The organism is Ramlibacter sp. (genome assembly GCF_028292805.1).
Lineage (GTDB): Bacteria > Pseudomonadota > Gammaproteobacteria > Burkholderiales > Burkholderiaceae_C > Ramlibacter.
The window spans coordinates 1-14,328 of record NZ_JAQGLS010000279.1; the positions used below are offsets into that span (position 1 = coordinate 1).

General features: G+C 71.9%; 17 protein-coding genes and 1 pseudogene. 13 read left to right on the top strand and 5 right to left on the bottom strand.

Annotation, left to right across the window (positions count from 1 at the left end):
* Positions 1-180: 180 nt before the first annotated feature.
* From gspG to gspE, 10 genes are all read left to right on the top strand, one after another.
* Positions 181-639: a type II secretion system major pseudopilin GspG gene (gene gspG / locus JWP65_RS16855; RefSeq protein WP_299765807.1), complete on the top strand. Its 459-nt coding sequence runs from the start codon at positions 181-183 to the stop codon at positions 637-639.
* Complete coding sequence (locus tag JWP65_RS16860; protein WP_299765810.1) at positions 614-1,084, top strand: prepilin-type N-terminal cleavage/methylation domain-containing protein; 471 nt, start codon at positions 614-616, stop codon at positions 1,082-1,084. The genes gspG and JWP65_RS16860 overlap by 26 nt, the downstream gene beginning before the upstream one ends.
* Positions 1,081-1,437 (top strand): type II secretion system minor pseudopilin GspI, encoded by a 357-nt coding sequence (gene gspI / locus JWP65_RS16865; protein ID WP_299765812.1) that lies wholly within the window; start codon positions 1,081-1,083, stop codon positions 1,435-1,437. Before JWP65_RS16860 ends, gspI begins: the two co-directional genes overlap by 4 nt.
* Entirely contained in the window at positions 1,437-2,144 is a 708-nt protein-coding gene (locus JWP65_RS16870) for a type II secretion system protein J (protein ID WP_299765814.1), read from the top strand. The genes gspI and JWP65_RS16870 overlap by 1 nt, the downstream gene beginning before the upstream one ends.
* Positions 2,141-3,115: a type II secretion system minor pseudopilin GspK gene (gene gspK / locus JWP65_RS16875; RefSeq protein WP_299765816.1), complete on the top strand. Its 975-nt coding sequence runs from the start codon at positions 2,141-2,143 to the stop codon at positions 3,113-3,115. The genes JWP65_RS16870 and gspK overlap by 4 nt, the downstream gene beginning before the upstream one ends.
* Before the next feature lie 27 nt (positions 3,116-3,142).
* Positions 3,143-4,351, top strand: a complete 1,209-nt coding sequence (gspL, locus tag JWP65_RS16880; RefSeq protein ID WP_299765818.1) for a type II secretion system protein GspL — start codon at positions 3,143-3,145, stop codon at positions 4,349-4,351.
* Complete coding sequence (gene gspM, locus JWP65_RS16885; RefSeq protein WP_299765820.1) at positions 4,348-4,827, top strand: type II secretion system protein GspM; 480 nt, start codon at positions 4,348-4,350, stop codon at positions 4,825-4,827. Before gspL ends, gspM begins: the two co-directional genes overlap by 4 nt.
* Before the next feature lie 84 nt (positions 4,828-4,911).
* Positions 4,912-5,628: a type II secretion system protein N gene (gene gspN, locus JWP65_RS16890; RefSeq protein ID WP_299765860.1), complete on the top strand. Its 717-nt coding sequence runs from the start codon at positions 4,912-4,914 to the stop codon at positions 5,626-5,628.
* 24 nt (positions 5,629-5,652) lie between these two features.
* Positions 5,653-7,830 carry a type II secretion system secretin GspD gene (gene gspD, locus JWP65_RS16895; RefSeq protein WP_299765822.1) on the top strand — a complete coding sequence of 726 codons (2,178 nt, stop codon included), beginning with the start codon at positions 5,653-5,655 and terminating at the stop codon, positions 7,828-7,830.
* An 8-nt stretch (positions 7,831-7,838) separates the two neighbouring features.
* Positions 7,839-9,242 carry a type II secretion system ATPase GspE gene (gene gspE / locus JWP65_RS16900; RefSeq protein ID WP_299765824.1) on the top strand — a complete coding sequence of 468 codons (1,404 nt, stop codon included), beginning with the start codon at positions 7,839-7,841 and terminating at the stop codon, positions 9,240-9,242.
* Here the strand turns inward: gspE and JWP65_RS16905 are convergent.
* From JWP65_RS16905 to JWP65_RS16925, 5 genes and pseudogenes are all read right to left on the bottom strand, one after another.
* Positions 9,229-9,426, bottom strand: coding sequence for a hypothetical protein (locus JWP65_RS16905; RefSeq protein ID WP_299765826.1), 198 nt, complete (start codon positions 9,424-9,426; stop codon positions 9,229-9,231). The two genes, gspE and JWP65_RS16905, sit on opposite strands and share 14 nt — an antisense overlap.
* 11 nt (positions 9,427-9,437) lie before the next feature.
* A complete protein-coding gene (locus tag JWP65_RS16910) occupies positions 9,438-9,725 on the bottom strand; it encodes a hypothetical protein (protein ID WP_299765828.1) in 288 nt (95 codons plus the stop codon).
* A gap of 121 nt (positions 9,726-9,846) precedes the next feature.
* Positions 9,847-10,552 (bottom strand): annotated as a pseudogene (locus JWP65_RS16915) (HAD family hydrolase).
* Complete coding sequence (locus JWP65_RS16920) at positions 10,549-11,631, bottom strand: hydantoinase B/oxoprolinase family protein (protein ID WP_299765830.1); 1,083 nt, start codon at positions 11,629-11,631, stop codon at positions 10,549-10,551. Before JWP65_RS16920 ends, JWP65_RS16915 begins: the two are co-directional and overlap by 4 nt.
* A gap of 59 nt (positions 11,632-11,690) precedes the next feature.
* Positions 11,691-11,876 carry a hypothetical protein gene (locus JWP65_RS16925; RefSeq protein WP_299765832.1) on the bottom strand — a complete coding sequence of 62 codons (186 nt, stop codon included), beginning with the start codon at positions 11,874-11,876 and terminating at the stop codon, positions 11,691-11,693.
* 220 nt (positions 11,877-12,096) lie between these two features.
* On the opposite strand from JWP65_RS16925, the gene JWP65_RS16930 reads away from it, so the two are divergent.
* The 3 genes from JWP65_RS16930 to JWP65_RS16940 all read left to right on the top strand — a co-directional run bounded on the left by JWP65_RS16930 (position 12,097) and on the right by JWP65_RS16940 (position 14,010).
* A complete protein-coding gene (locus JWP65_RS16930; protein WP_299765834.1) occupies positions 12,097-12,879 on the top strand; it encodes a hypothetical protein in 783 nt (260 codons plus the stop codon).
* Between the two features lie 120 nt (positions 12,880-12,999).
* Entirely contained in the window at positions 13,000-13,479 is a 480-nt protein-coding gene (locus tag JWP65_RS16935) for a hypothetical protein (protein WP_299765836.1), read from the top strand.
* Positions 13,480-13,590: 111 nt separating this feature from the next.
* Positions 13,591-14,010, top strand: coding sequence for a hypothetical protein (locus tag JWP65_RS16940; protein WP_299765838.1), 420 nt, complete (start codon positions 13,591-13,593; stop codon positions 14,008-14,010).
* Positions 14,011-14,328: the final 318 nt, after the last annotated feature.

Sequence of the window (14,328 nt, forward strand, 5' to 3'; positions counted from 1 at the left end):
GTCCACCGCGACGCTGCGCGCCGCGACCGGCAGCGGCGGCTCGGCGCCCGGACCGGCGCCCAGGCGCAGGCTCCAGAACGCGGCGCAGGCGGCAGCCACCAGCCACAGCGCGAAAGTCGCGCCGCGAACCGTCCACGCTGTGGCCATCGGAGTCACCATGCGGCGATTATCATTGAACCGATGGCCATTCCCCCTTTCCGCAAGACCTTGCCGCGGTTCGCCCGGCGCCTCGCCCATGCCGGCTTCACCCTGATCGAGCTGATGGTGGTGCTGGTGATCATCGGCGTGCTGGCGGCGCTGATCGTGCCCAACGTGCTGGATCGCGCCGACGACGCCCGCAGCACCGCGGCGCGCACCGACGTCAACAACCTGATGCAAGCGCTCAAGCTGTACAAGCTGGACAACCAGCGCTACCCGAGCGGCGAGCAGGGCCTGGCGGCGCTGGTGCAGCGGCCGGCGGCCGCGCCGGTGCCGCCCAACTGGAAACCGTACCTGGAAAAGCTGCCCAACGACCCGTGGGGGCGCGCCTACCAGTACCTCAATCCGGGGGTGAAGGGCGAGATCGACGTGATGTCCTTCGGCGCCGACGGCCAGGCCGGTGGCGAGGGCAAGAATGCCGACATCGGCTCCTGGCAATAGCCGGACCGCCCGCCGCACTCGCAGCTTCACCTTCGGCTTCACCCTGATGGAGCTGATGGTGGTGGTGGCGATCATCGCCATGGCCTCCGCCGGCGTCAGCTTCGCGCTGCGCGACGCCACCGGGCAGCCGCTGGAGCGCGACGCCCAGCGGCTGGCCGCCTTGCTCGACTCGGCCCGCGCCCGCTCGCGCATGGCCGGCCAGTCGGTGCGCTGGGTCGCCAGCGACGCCGCCTTCCGCTTCGACGGCTTGCCCGAAGGCACGCTGCCCACCGCCTGGCTGGCCACCAGCACCCGGGTGATCGGCAACCCGGTGCTGGTGCTGGGTCCGGAACCGGTGATCGGCCCGCAGGCCGTGGTGCTGGCCAGCGACGACGCGCCGCAGCGCCGGCTGCGCGTGGCCACCGACGGTCTGCGGCCCTTCACCGTCACCCCGGAGCAGCCGTGAAGCGCAACCCGGGCTTCACCCTGATCGAGGTGCTGGTGGCGCTGAGCATCGTGGCGATCGCGCTGGTGGCCGGCATGCAGGCGACGGCGGCGCTGACCAACAACGCGCAGCGCCAGGCGGACGTGCTGCTGGGGCAGATGTGCGCCGAAAACGAGCTGGTGCGGATGCGGCTGGCGCGCCAGATGCCCGGCGTGGGCGACAGCCAAGTGGCCTGCGAACAGGCCGGCCGCGTCTATCAGGTCCGCGTGACGGTTTCGCCGACGCCCAACCCGAGCTTTCGCCGCATCGACGCCCAGGTGCTCGATGCCGCCACGCCGATCCTGCGGCTGTCCACCGTGCTGGGGCGATTCTGATGCGGCGCGCGCGCGGCTTCACGCTGGTCGAACTGCTGGTGGCGCTGTTCGCGCTGGCCCTTCTCGCGGCGCTGAGCTGGCGCGGCCTCGACGGGATGATGCGCACCCGCGAATTCACAGAGGCCCGGGCCGACGAGATCCTGACCCTGCAGACCGGGTTGGCGCAGTGGGACGCCGACCTGACCGCGCTGGTGCAGCTGCCCCTGGTGACCGCGCTGGAATGGAACGGCCGCGTGCTGCGCCTGACCCGCCGCAGCACCGCCAGCCCCGGCGCCGGCGTGCTGGTGGTGGGCTGGACGCGCCGCGAAGGCCAGTGGCGGCGCTGGCAGTCGCCGCCGGCCACCACCCGCGCCGAACTCGACGCCAACTGGCTGGCCGCCGACAGCTGGTCGCAAAACCCCGGCGACGCCTTGCGCAGCCAGGAAGTGGCGATCGCGCCGCTGGACGACTGGCAGGTCTTCTACTATCGCGGCGACAGCTGGACCAACCCGTTCTCCAGCGACGCCGCCGCACCCTTGACCGAGCAGCCGTTCGGCGAGCAAGCCGGCGCCGAGCAGCCGCCGGCCGCCCCGGCGCCGACCCGCCGCGCGGTCGGCGTGCTGCCGGACGGCGTGCGGCTGGTGCTGCAGCTGCCGGCCAGCCGCGCCATCGGCGGGCAGATCACGCGCGACTGGGTCCGTCCAACCGTCGGCGGAGGCAAGTCATGACGCCCGCGCGCCAGGCCGGCGCCGCCTTGCTGGCGGCCATGCTGACGGTGGCGCTGGTCGCCACCTTCGCCGCCGCCGCCATGTGGAACCAGTGGCGCAGCGTGGAGGTGGAAGCGGCCGACCGCGCCCGGGGGCAGGCTTCCTGGATCCTGACCGGCGCGCTCGACTGGTCGCGGCTGATCCTGCGCGAAGACGCCCGCGCCGGCGGCGCCGACCACCTGGCCGAGCCCTGGGCCGTGCCGCTGATGGAGGCGCGGCTGTCCACCTTCCTGGCGGCCGATCCGTCCAACACGGTGGACAACGATGCCGACACCACCTTCCTCTCGGGCGAGATCGTCGACATGCAGGCGCTGCTGAACGTGACCAACCTGGTGGAGGCGGGGCGCCTGTCCGAGCCCGGCCTGCGCAGCTTCAGCCGATTGTTCGAGCTGCTCGGGCTGCCGCAGCAGCAGCTCACGCGCATGGCGGAGAACCTGCGCTTCGCCTCCGACATCAGCCTGGAAAACCGCTCCGCCAGCCAGGCGCCGCTGTTGCCGCAACGGCTGGAGCAGCTGGCCTGGCTCGGGCTGCCGCCGGACACCATCGCGGCGCTGCAGCCGCACGTGACCATCCTGCCGACCCGCACCGCGGTCAACCTGAACACCGCCGGCGCCGAAGTGATTTACGCGGTGGGCAACACCCTGGGCATGGCCGACGCCCAGCGGCTGGTGACGGAACGCGAGCGCCAGCATTTTCGCGCCGTGGCCGACGCCACACGGCTGCTGCCTGCGCCCGGCGACGCTTTCGCCTCCGGCACCGTCGACTACCGCTCGCGCTACTTCGAGGTGCGTGGCCGGCTACGGATGGACGGCGTGGTGATCGAGGAGCGCTCCTTGGTGCGGCGCGACGGCGGCGGCAACGTGCGGACGGTGCAACGGGAGCACGGCGGCTTCCAGTCGTCTTTCGTGGCGCCCCAGCCACCGCCGCGCTGACCCCCCGCACCTACAATCCGGCCAGCCATGAGTTCACTGATCGTTTCCCTGCCCCTGGAGCCGGCCACGACCGCGACCGAATGGGCCTTTGCGCTCAGTGTCGACGGCCGCACGCTGCAGGACCACGGCAGCACCGCCGCCGCCCTGCTGCCGCTGCCCAGGGGCACGGGCGCCGAAGTGATCGCGGTGGTTCCGGTGCAGGCCCTCTCCTGGCACCGGGTCGAGCTGCCCAAGGGCATCGCTGCCGGGTCGCCGCGCCTGCGCTCGGTGCTGGAAGGGCTACTCGAAGAGCAGCTGCTGGACGAGCCCGATGCCGTGCATCTGGCGCTGCAGCCGGGGGCCCGCGCCGGCGAGCCGGCCTGGGTGGCGACTTGTGACCGCGCCTGGTTGCGCTCCGCGTTGCAACTGCTGGAGTCCGCCGACCGCCCGGTCGGCCGGATCGTGCCGGAGTTCGCGCCCGAGGGCGAGCTGGCGCTGGTGGCGCTGGGCGATCCGCAGCGGCCGCTGGTGGTGACCAGCGGCGCCGGCGGCGTGGTCGCGTTGCCGCTGAACCATGCCTGCCTGCCGCTGCTGCCCGAGTTGCCCGAAGACGCAGCCCGCATCGCCGAGCCGGCCGTGGCCGGCGTCGCCGAGCTGGTGCTGCAGCACAAGATGACGTTGCAGCAGGCGCCGCAGCGCTGGCTGCAGGCCAGCCGCACCCGCTGGGACCTGGCGCAGTTCGAGTTCGCCAGTTCCGGCCGCACCCGCGCGCTCAAGAAGCTGGCCACCGGCTGGGCCGAAGTGCTGCACGGCACGCCCTGGCGGCCGGCACGCTGGGGCGCGGTGGCGCTGGTGGTGGTGAACCTGCTCGGGCTGAACGCCTGGGCCTGGAAGGAACGGGCCAGCCTGGACGACAAGCGCGCCGGTGTCCGCGCAGCGCTGACCGAAACCTTTCCCCTGGTGCGGGTGGTGGTGGACGCGCCGATCCAGATGGAGCGCGAAGTGGCCGCCTTGCGCCAGCTGACCGGCGTCGCCTCGCCGCGCGACCTGGACGCCCTGCTCGCCGCGCTGGCGGCGGCGCTGCCGGCCGACCGCACGCCGAATGGCCTGGACTTCGCCACCGGCGAGTTGCGGGCCAAGGGCCTGCAGCTGACGGCCGACCAGTTCCGCAGCGTCGCCAGCCAGCTCAAGGCGCTGGGCTATGCGGCCACGGCCGACGGCGACACCGTCACCGTGACGGCGGAGGACGGCCGATGAACGCGCAGCAATTGCGGACCCACTGGAACGCCCTGGCGCCGCGCGAACAGACCATGGTGGCCGCGGCCACCGCGCTGGTGGCATTCGCCCTGCTCTGGTGGCTGGCCCTGGCGCCGGCATTTGCCACCTTGCGCAGCGCCGAGACCCAGCACCGCACCCTGGACGCGCAATTGCAGCAGATGCGCCGGCTCCAGGCCCAGGCCAAGGCCATGCAGGCCCAGCCGCGCCTGGGCCACGACGAGGCGATGCGGCAGCTGGAACAAGCCATTCGCGCGCAGTTCGGGGTGGCGGCGCGTTACACCATCGCCGGCAGCCAGGTGACGGTCGTCCTGGCCAACGCCCCGGCGGCCGCGGTTGCCCAGTGGCTGGCGCAGGTGCGCAGCAACGCCCGCGCGATCCCGGGCCAGGCCCGGCTGACCCGCAACGCCAGCGGCGGCTGGGACGGCACCCTGGTGCTGACCCTGCCGCCGCGGTAACCGCCACCCGTGGCGCGCGCGCAGCGGACCGTTCGGGAGGTGCCCTGGGCCTGGGCCGTGGGCGGCCTGCTGGCCGGCCTCGCCATGGCCGTCGTGCTGTTCGCGCCGGCCCGCTGGCTGGCCGGCGCCGTGGCGCGCGCGACACAGGGCCAGGTCCAGCTCGCCGACCCGCGTGGCACCGTCTGGGACGGCTCGGCGCGGCTGGTGCTGACCGGCGGGCGCGGCAGCCGGGACGCCGCCGCCCTGCCCGGACGCGTCGGCTGGGAACTGGCGCCACGCTGGGACGGCGTGGCCGCGCGCCTGCGCTCCGAGTGCTGCACCGCGCGGGCCATCGCCATCCGCGCCAGGGCCCGCTTCGGCGGCCTCGACCTCGCCATCGACGACAGCCAGTCGCAGTGGCCCGCCACCGTGGCCGCCGGCCTGGGCACGCCGTGGAATACCCTGCAGCTGGAAGGCGACTTGCAGCTGTCCACGCGAGGCCTTTCAGTAGAATGGATCGAAGGCCGCCCGGTGGTGACGGGGCGGGCCGAGTTGCTGGCGCTGCGGGTCGCATCGCGCCTATCTACGCTGAGGCCCATGGGCAGCTACCGCATCACACTGCAAGGGGGCGCGCCGACCACGCTGCGGGTGGAGACCCTGGAGGGCGCCCTCCATCTGACCGGCAACGGCCAATGGGTCGGTCCGCGGCTGCGCTTCCGTGGCGAGGCCTCGGCCACGCCCGAGCGGGAAGCGGCCCTTTCCAACCTCCTGAACATCATCGGGCGCCGCACTGGCTCCCGCTCGCTCATCACGATCGGCTAACCGATCGTGACCTCAAAGGCCCCAATGAATTTCCGTCTTGCCGCCGCCTCGCTGGCCGCCGTCATGCTGCTGGCGAGCCTGCCGCCGCTGGCGCTGGCGCAGCGCGCCAACGAACCGATCACGCTGAACTTCGTCAACGCAGAAATCGAGGCCGTGGCCCGCACCATGGCCGCCATCACCGGCCGCAACATCGTGGTCGACCCGCGCGTGAAGGGCACCATCAACCTGGCGACCGACCGGCCGGTGACGCCGGCGGCGGCGTTCAACCAGTTCGTGGTGACGCTGCGGCTGTCCGGCTACACGGTGGTCGAATCGGGCGGCCTGCTCAAGGTGGTGCCGGAAGCCGAGGCCAAGCTGCAAGGCGGGGCCGTCTCGGTCGGCACGCCCGGCGGCGGCAGCCAGATCGTCACCCAGATCTTTCGTCTGAACTTCGAGAACGCCGGCAACCTGGTGCCGATCCTGCGCCCGCTGATCAGCCCCAACAACACGATCAACGTCAATCCCGGCAACAACTCGCTGGTGATCACCGACTACGCCGACAACCTGCAGCGCATCGGCCGCATCATCGCGGCGCTGGATGTGTCCAACGCCACCGACGTCGAGGTGATCAACCTGCAGCACGCGCTGGCCTCCGACCTGGCGCCGATGGTGCAGCGGCTGGTGGATTCGTCGGGCGCCGGCGCGGCCGCCGCCACCGCCGGCCAGGGCCAGACCGACACCTCGTTCCGCACCACCGTCATCGCCGAGCCGCGCAGCAACTCGCTGGTGGCGCGCGCGGCCAACCCGGCGCGGATGAACCTGGTGCGGTCGCTGGTGCAGCGACTGGACCAGCCCGGCGGCGCGCAAAGCGCCAGCGGCAACATCTACGTGGTCTACCTGAAGAACGCCGAGGCAGTGCGGCTGGCGGCCGTGCTGCGCGCCGCCATGGCAGCGATGCCCAGCGCCTCGCCCACCCCCGGCGGCCAGCAGGGCGGCGGTGCCGCCAGCGGCGGCGGAGGCGCTTTCACCGGCGGCATCTCCGCCAATACCACCCAGGGCGGTGCCAGCCCCGCCACCACGCCGATCCAGGGCGCGGCGCAGCCGTCCACCGGCGGCCAGATCCAGGCCGACCCGGCCACCAACTCGCTGATCATCACTGCGCCCGAGCCCCAGTACCGGCAACTGCGGGCGGTGATCGACCGGCTCGACGCTCGCCGCGCGCAGGTGTTCGTCGAAAGCCTGATCGCCGAAGTCAACGCCGACAAGGCGGCCGACTTCGGCATCCAGTGGCAAGGCCCGATCGGCAACCAGGGCGGCCGCAACATCGGCGTGCTGGGCACCAACTTCAGCACCGGCGGCACCGGCACCAACATCATCGACCTGGCGCTCAGCGCCGCCGGCCAGGGCACCACCGTGCCGGCGCAAGGCCTGAACTTCGGCGTGGCACGCCGCTTCGGCGGCGTCTACGTGCTGGGCTTCCTGGCGCGCTTCCTGGAAAACAACGGCGACGCCAACATCCTGTCCACGCCCAACCTGCTGACGCTGGACAACGAGGAAGCAAAGATCGTGATCGGCCAGAACGTGCCGTTCGTGACCGGCCAGTACACCAACGCCAATACCGGCACCGGCGGCGCGGTCAACCCGTTCCAGACCATCGAGCGCAAGGACGTCGGCCTGACGCTGCGGGTGAAGCCGCAGATCAGCGAGAACGGCACCGTGCGGCTGCAGATCTTCCAGGAAGTCTCCAGCGTCGACCCGGCCTCGCGCACCGACGCCAGCGGCATCACCACCAACAAGCGCTCGATCGAGTCGAACGTGCTGGTGGAGGACGGCGGCATCGTCGTGCTGGGCGGCTTGCTGCAGGACGAGTATTCCGGCGGTCAGGACAAGGTGCCGGTGGTCGGCGACATCCCGCTGTTCGGCAACCTGTTCAAGAGCGAGACCCGCACCCGCAAGAAGTCGAACCTGATGGTGTTCCTGCGCCCGGTGGTGGTGCGCGACGCCGCCCAGGCCGACGAGCTGTCTCTGGACCGCTACGACCTGATGCGCGGCCTGCAGCTGGGAGGCCAGCCGGAGCCCAGCCACCTGGTGCCGATCAATGCCGCGCCGCTGATGCCGCCGGTGCCGCGCCCCGCGCAGTCGCCGGGCGCCACCTCCAGTCCGGTGCTGCGCTCGGCGCCACTTGCTCCGCTCGCGCCGCTGACCGCGCCTTCGCCGCGCTGAGCGTCGCCATGCGCTACCCGCTTCCCTACAGCTTCGCCCGCAGCCAGCAGCTGCTGCTGGAAGACGACGGCGAGCAGCTGGTGCTGTGGCACGCCGGCGCGCCGGCCCCCGCCTGGACCGAGGTGATGCGCAAGTTCCACGTGCGCACGCTGCAGCAGCTGGAGCCGGCGGCGCTGGCCCAGCGCATCAGCGCCGCGTACGCGCAAGGCGAGTCGAGCGCTGCCACCGTGGTCAGCGAAGTGCAGAACGACGCCGACCTCTCGCGCATCATGCAGGAGCTGCCGGCGGTGGAAGACCTGCTGGAGGCGAGCGACGACGCGCCCATCATCCGCATGCTCAACGCGCTGCTGACCCAGGCCGCGCGCGATGGCGCCAGCGACATCCACATCGAGCCCTACGAACGGCATTCGTCGGTGCGGTTCCGCGTCGACGGCACGCTGCGCGAGGTGGTGCAGCCGAACCGGGCGCTGCACGCCGCGCTGATCTCGCGCCTGAAGATCATGGCGGAGCTGGATATCTCGGAAAAGCGCCTGCCGCAGGACGGCCGCATCTCGCTGCGCATCGGCACCCGCGCGGTGGACGTGCGCGTCTCGACGCTGCCCAGCGCGCACGGCGAGCGCGCGGTGCTGCGCTTGCTGGACAAGAGCGAAAGCCGCATCAGCCTGGAGTCGGTCGGCATGATCGGCCTGACGCTGGAGCGCTTCCTGAACCTGATCGACCAGCCGCACGGCATCGTGCTGGTCACCGGCCCCACCGGTTCCGGCAAGACCACCACGCTGTACGCCGCCCTGACGCGGCTGGACGCAGCCGCCAGCAACATCATGACGGTGGAAGACCCGATCGAGTACGAGCTGCACGGCATCGGCCAGACCCAGGTCAACCCGAAGATCGATCTCGATTTCGCCAAGGCGTTGCGCGCCATCCTGCGCCAAGACCCGGACGTGATCATGATCGGCGAGATCCGCGACTACGAAACCGCGCAGATCGCGATCCAGGCCTCGCTGACAGGTCACCTGGTGCTGGCCACGCTGCACACCAACGACGCGGCCAGCGCGGTGACGCGGCTGACCGACATGGGCGTGGAGCCCTTCCTCCTGAGCTCCTCGATCCTGGGCGTGCTGGCGCAGCGGCTTGTGCGCAAGCTGTGCGAGTACTGCAAGGTGGAAGTGGAAGGCGTGCAGCGCGGGTGCGCGCACTGCGGCCACACCGGCTACCACGGCCGCACCGGCATCTTCGAGCTGATGACGGCCGACGAGCGCATGCGCGGGCTGATCCACAACCGCGCCTCGGAAGCGGAAATCCGCGAGGCCGCGCTTGCCGGTGGCATGAAGCTGATGCGCGACGACGGCGAGCGCCTGGTGCGAGATGGCCTGACCTCGCGCGAGGAAGTGTTGCGCGTCACGCGCGATTGAGCAGCACCGCGTTCGCCTGCGCGGGCGCTCCGCTCGGGCCCGGCAATTTCACCGGCGGCTGCGGGCCGTCTTCTTCCTCGATCGGCGGCGCGGTGGGCTGGGGCTGGTCGTCCGGACGGGGCGGGTCGTCGCCCGAGCCCGGAACCGGCTCGGGGGCGTGGAAGCGGGCCTTGAACATCACCATGGCAAGGCTCCTCATGCCGGCTGCCGCGTGACGCTGGGCTTGCGGGTATCGTCGTCGCTGATGCCAGGGCCGCTGTCGACCACCGGATCGGCTTCCTCGTCCTCGCTGTCGGCCGCCATCAGTTCAGGTTCGTCCGGCAGGCTGGGTCGCTCGCCGATGTTCGGCTCGGCCCGGTCCGCCCGCGGCAGTCCGCGCACTGGTTCGTCGCTGGCCTGCCCCGGTTTCGGGTCAGGGATCGTCGCGCGGTCCGGCGGCTGGTGCAGCGCCTCGCCGCCGTGGGGAGTGGGATCGTCGGGCATGGGGATCCTTTTGCATGACCATGCGCCATCGCTCGCGCAACGGCGCTAGTCCGGCAGCCCAGGCTCGCTTCGGCCAAGCCCGCGCACCTCTGTCAGCAGGTGACTACGTCGAAAGTGAACGTCAGCAGCCCAGCCGGTCGGCCAGTGCGGCCCGGCCCCCGCTGTGCAAGTCGTTGCCCGGTTGTGCGGCCACGTCCTTGGGCCGGCGGGTGCCGATCTCCAGCGGCCGCTCGATGTAGGCTGCTGTGCGCAGGCCGCACGCGCGGGCGCCCGCCAGGTCGTCGTGGTGCGCCGCCACAGCATCACGCGGTCGGTGGCAGGTCGAACACGCGCGCACACCCAGGCAAGTGGCGGGCTCGGGCTTATAGGCGCGGAACACCCCGGCCGACAGCACGCAGTCCAAGGACAGGCCGGCGCGCCTGGCCATGCGGGTGAGCAGGCCGAGGCTGCCGTTGGGCAGGCAGCAGATGATGTGGCGGCGCTTCAGCCGCTGCAGCGCAACCACCACTTCCGGCCAGGGATCGAGCCGGTGCCAGACATGGCCGAGGTGCTGCCGCTGTTCTCGGCCAGGCCGTCCAGGCCGAAGTCCGGCAGGATCTGCTCGAGGATGATGCGGTGCAGCTCGTCATCAGCGTCCAGCCTAGGTCACCGGACATCACCCGCGCCATGGCCGGCCGGTAGCCTTCGCGCCAGGCCAGCGCGAAGGCGTCGCCGTCCACCCGCGGATGCAATTGCGCCAGCTCTCGCACGATGCTGCCGTGCCAGTCGATCACGGTGCCGAAGACATCGAACGCCGGCATCTCGACATCGTTCGCGATGTCGCTCATGCGCCGCGCTCGGCAGCCTGCACCTGGGCCCAGGCGCCGCGCAATGCATCGGACAGCATCTCGACGACGGCGGCGGACCCGTTGACGGCGGCGGGGAAGGCTGGATCGACGATGGTCCCCGGCGCCGTGCGCAGCTGCAGCGGCGCGGTGCAACCCGCGTTGGCGGCGGCCCGCGGCGCCAGCCCGCGCGCGAAGTCGCTCACCGCGGACCAGACCGCGGCGCGCGAGGCATTGGCCGGTCCGGCCCCTTGCGTGGCGCAGCCCGTCAGGTCGATCACCAGCCGATCGCCTTGCTTGCGCAGCAGCACCGGCACGCGCAAAGGCTCGTTGCCAGCGCCGGGGTTGTCAGGGTCACGGGCGGCGGAGAAGCGGTACTCGCCGTCCGGCGCGTGGCGCAGCGTCCGCCGCACCGCGGCCTCCGAGGCGACGATGGCGGCCTCGCATTCCCGCAGGAACGCCGCCGGCGCGTCCAGCAGCAGTTGCAGCGCCTCTTCGCCGGCCTGCAGCACGCTCCATTGCGTGCGCACGTCGCCGGCCAGCTGGTCGGGCGTGCGGCTGTTGGTGCACAGCAGCCGGAACAGCGCGATGTCGGTCTGCTCGGCGCGGAACAGCCGCACCGGCGGGATGCGCAGCCCCTCCTGGTGCACCGAGGTGGCGGCGGGTGGCAGCGAGCCAGCCGTCATGCCGCCCACGTCCTGGTGATGGAGCGTGCAGGCTGCCAGCGCGCGCACCTCGCCGTGCGCGAACACCGGCCGCAGCAACACGATCTCGGGCAGGCGGCTGCCACCGCGCCACGGGTCATTGCTGATGAAGCCATCGCCCGGCTCCATCGCGTGCGCCGGGAACTCGCCCAGGATGCCCTGCACCGCCGGCCCCAGGCTGCCGGCAAGCAACGGCAGCGGGCGGCGGCCTGGCGCGATCAGCCGGCCATCGGGCAGGAACAGCGCAGCGGCGCAAAGCCCGGCCTGGGCGAGGGGGGAGACGCAGCGGGCCAGCAACGCCTCGCGCATGCTGTCGGCGACGGCGGCCAGGCAGTCGGGCAGGTCGGAGGGGCAAGCGCTGGGAGCGAAGTGCGGCACCGGCACATCGTAGCGGTGCGCGCGCGCCAGCGGGGCGAATGGCGAGTGGGCGCCGCGTGTCAGCCGACAGTTGCGAGGGTGGTGGCGGCGACCAGGCCCCACAGGCCGACGACCAGGAACAGCCAGCCGCCCGGGCGGCCGCCACGGGTGAACAGCACGAGGAAGGTGAGCCGGCGCGACGGCTCGCAGCCGCGGCCTTCGTCGCAGTGAGCCAACGCTTCGCGATGGGGCCAGCAGTGATTCAAGCTTGTCTCCCGTCAATCGATACCTGCCAAATTAGGTATCCGTCCATGGCAAGGTTGTAGGTCACCGGACACAGCCGTTGTCGGAACTCGGGACAAAGGGTCGTCCTGCTCGACGGACGGCCAATGGTGCGCCGCAACAACGCCGGCCAACCCGGTTTGCGTGCCGCGCCAGCTGGGTTATCGTCCATTCGCCGGGATTGGCATCGCAACGGGAGCAACGATGAGAACGACAGGATTGGCCTTGCTGGCCACGCTGGCACTGGCCGGCTGCGGCGGCGGCGGTGGCAACCCGGGCACCTGCAACGGCGGCGCGCTGGTCTGCGGCGGCGTCGACCCCACGCCTTCTCCGGATCCGGGTAGCGGCAGGGCGGTGGGGCTGTTCAAGGGCAGCACCGACACCGGCCGCACTGCCTATACCCTGGTGTTGGCGAGCGGGAAGATCTGGGTGCTGTACGGGGCGAGCGGCGATGCCAGTTTGCTGGGCGGCGCGGAGAACGGCAACTACACCGCCGCCGATGGCGAAATCACGTCGGTCGACCTGGTGGACTTCTCGGCCGCCAGCGGCGCCGTCGTGAGGGGCAGCCTGCAGGGCATCTACGCGGGCGAGGAGAGCATTGCCGCCACCGTCACCGCCGGCGGCCCGCTGGCAAGCCTGGCCGGCACCTGGGACCCGAATTCGGCGGATGCCGCCGAGCTGGCCGATGCGGTGGGCACCTACGACGGCACCTTGTCGGTGACCGACGGCAGCGACGGCGCCAGCGTGGCGGTCTCGGCCAGTGGCGCCATCACCGGCACCAGCACGGGCGGTTGCACCATCACCGGCTCGCTCCTGCCCAATTCCAGCGCCCATTCGTACAGCCTGAACGTGAACCTGGCCGGTGGCATCTGCGGCAACGAAGGCATCACCATGGCCGGCGTGGCCATCGTCGAAGGCACGCGCATCTTCGGCGCGGGGTTCAACGGCATCAGGAGTGAGGGCTTCACCTTCGCCGGCGGGCGCTAGCAGTCTGTGCGCCCCGCGCGCCCGCGGGCGCGCCCTGTCCGCGACAGGCGCGTGCGCTTTCGCCGACAAGCGTGCTGAAGTGCACGGCGCGCCCGCGGCCGGCCTCCTACACTGGCCCGCATGAACGCGCAGCTGCAGGACCACCCCGACGAACTCCACCGTGCCTACGCGGTGGCGACGCCGGCGGCCCGGCTGCGGGTGATCCGGCAGCGGCTCGCCAGCGTCCAGGCCGAGATGGGCACGACGCGACTGGTGACCATCGTCGCCGCCGTCGAGGCCCTGTCGCGTTCGCTGGTGGTGCATGCCAGCGGCCGCCCTTCCAGCACCGCGGAAATGCGGCACCGCCAGTTCCGCGACGCCGCGCCGGCGGAACTGGTCCAAGAGGTGCTGCGGCTGCGCGGCGCTGCCCGCGGGCAGCAACAGTTCGGCGACGACTGGGACAGGTTCGAAGCGGCAACGCGCTACCGGGACCTGATCGTCCACGAGTGCACCTACGTCGGCCAGGACCGGCTGCCGCACCTGATCGCGGCGGCAGAGGTGGTGCTGCGCGGCCTGATCGAACTGGGCGGGCTGGCCACCGGGCCGCGCGCGATCCGCTGAGGCGCCGGGTCAGCGCCGCGCCAGTGCCGGCGTCATCGCCCCCGGCTGCTGCCGGCGGTCCGTGCTGCACCGCAAGAACACGACGGCGCGACATTGGCCTAGCATGCAGCGATGTCCTTTTCCAGGATCGCACTGGCCTGCGCTGCCTCGTGCACGCTCGCTGCCGGCAGCGCCGCCGCCAGCTGGCGACCGGTGCCCGGCGCGCCCGAAGTCGAGATCCAGCTCGGCTCCATGCAGCTGGAACGCACCCGCGTGGTGGTGTGGCTGCGCTGGTGGGGCCGGCATCCGCTGGTGCCGGAACCGGCGGTGCCAGGCGCCCGCCAGGCGCGCGTCCACCGCACCGCCCTGCGCACCGAATTCGACTGCAGCCAGCGCACCACGCGCATGCTGGCCGCCAACGCCTACGACAGCGCCGGCGCGGCCTTGTCCATGGCGAGCACGGCGGGGCCGCTGCGACCGGTGGAGGGCAGCGACATGGGCTGGGCCTACGACGCGGTGTGCGAAGCGGCGCGCGCCGAGCGGCGGCTCTGAGGCAACGGCCGGGCGCCGCTGCGCTCAGGGCGCGGAGACGTCGTGGTAACGCTGGACCTGGCAGGCATAGGACGCCTCGCCCGCAGCGCAGGCGGCTGCGCTGGACGGTGCATCCGGAACGTTGACGCAGCCTGCGAGTGCCAGCAGCGCCGCGGCGGTGAACGCGGCGCGCATCAGGTCGCGCCCCCGCCGAACAGGTCGCCCAACTTCTTCGCGCCGTCCGGCTCGGCGCTGGATCTCATCGGCCGGCCTTTCGGGTCCTCCTGGGCGACCCGGTCTCCCAGTAAGTCGCCGGGTTCGGCGCGCTGCACAGGCGCC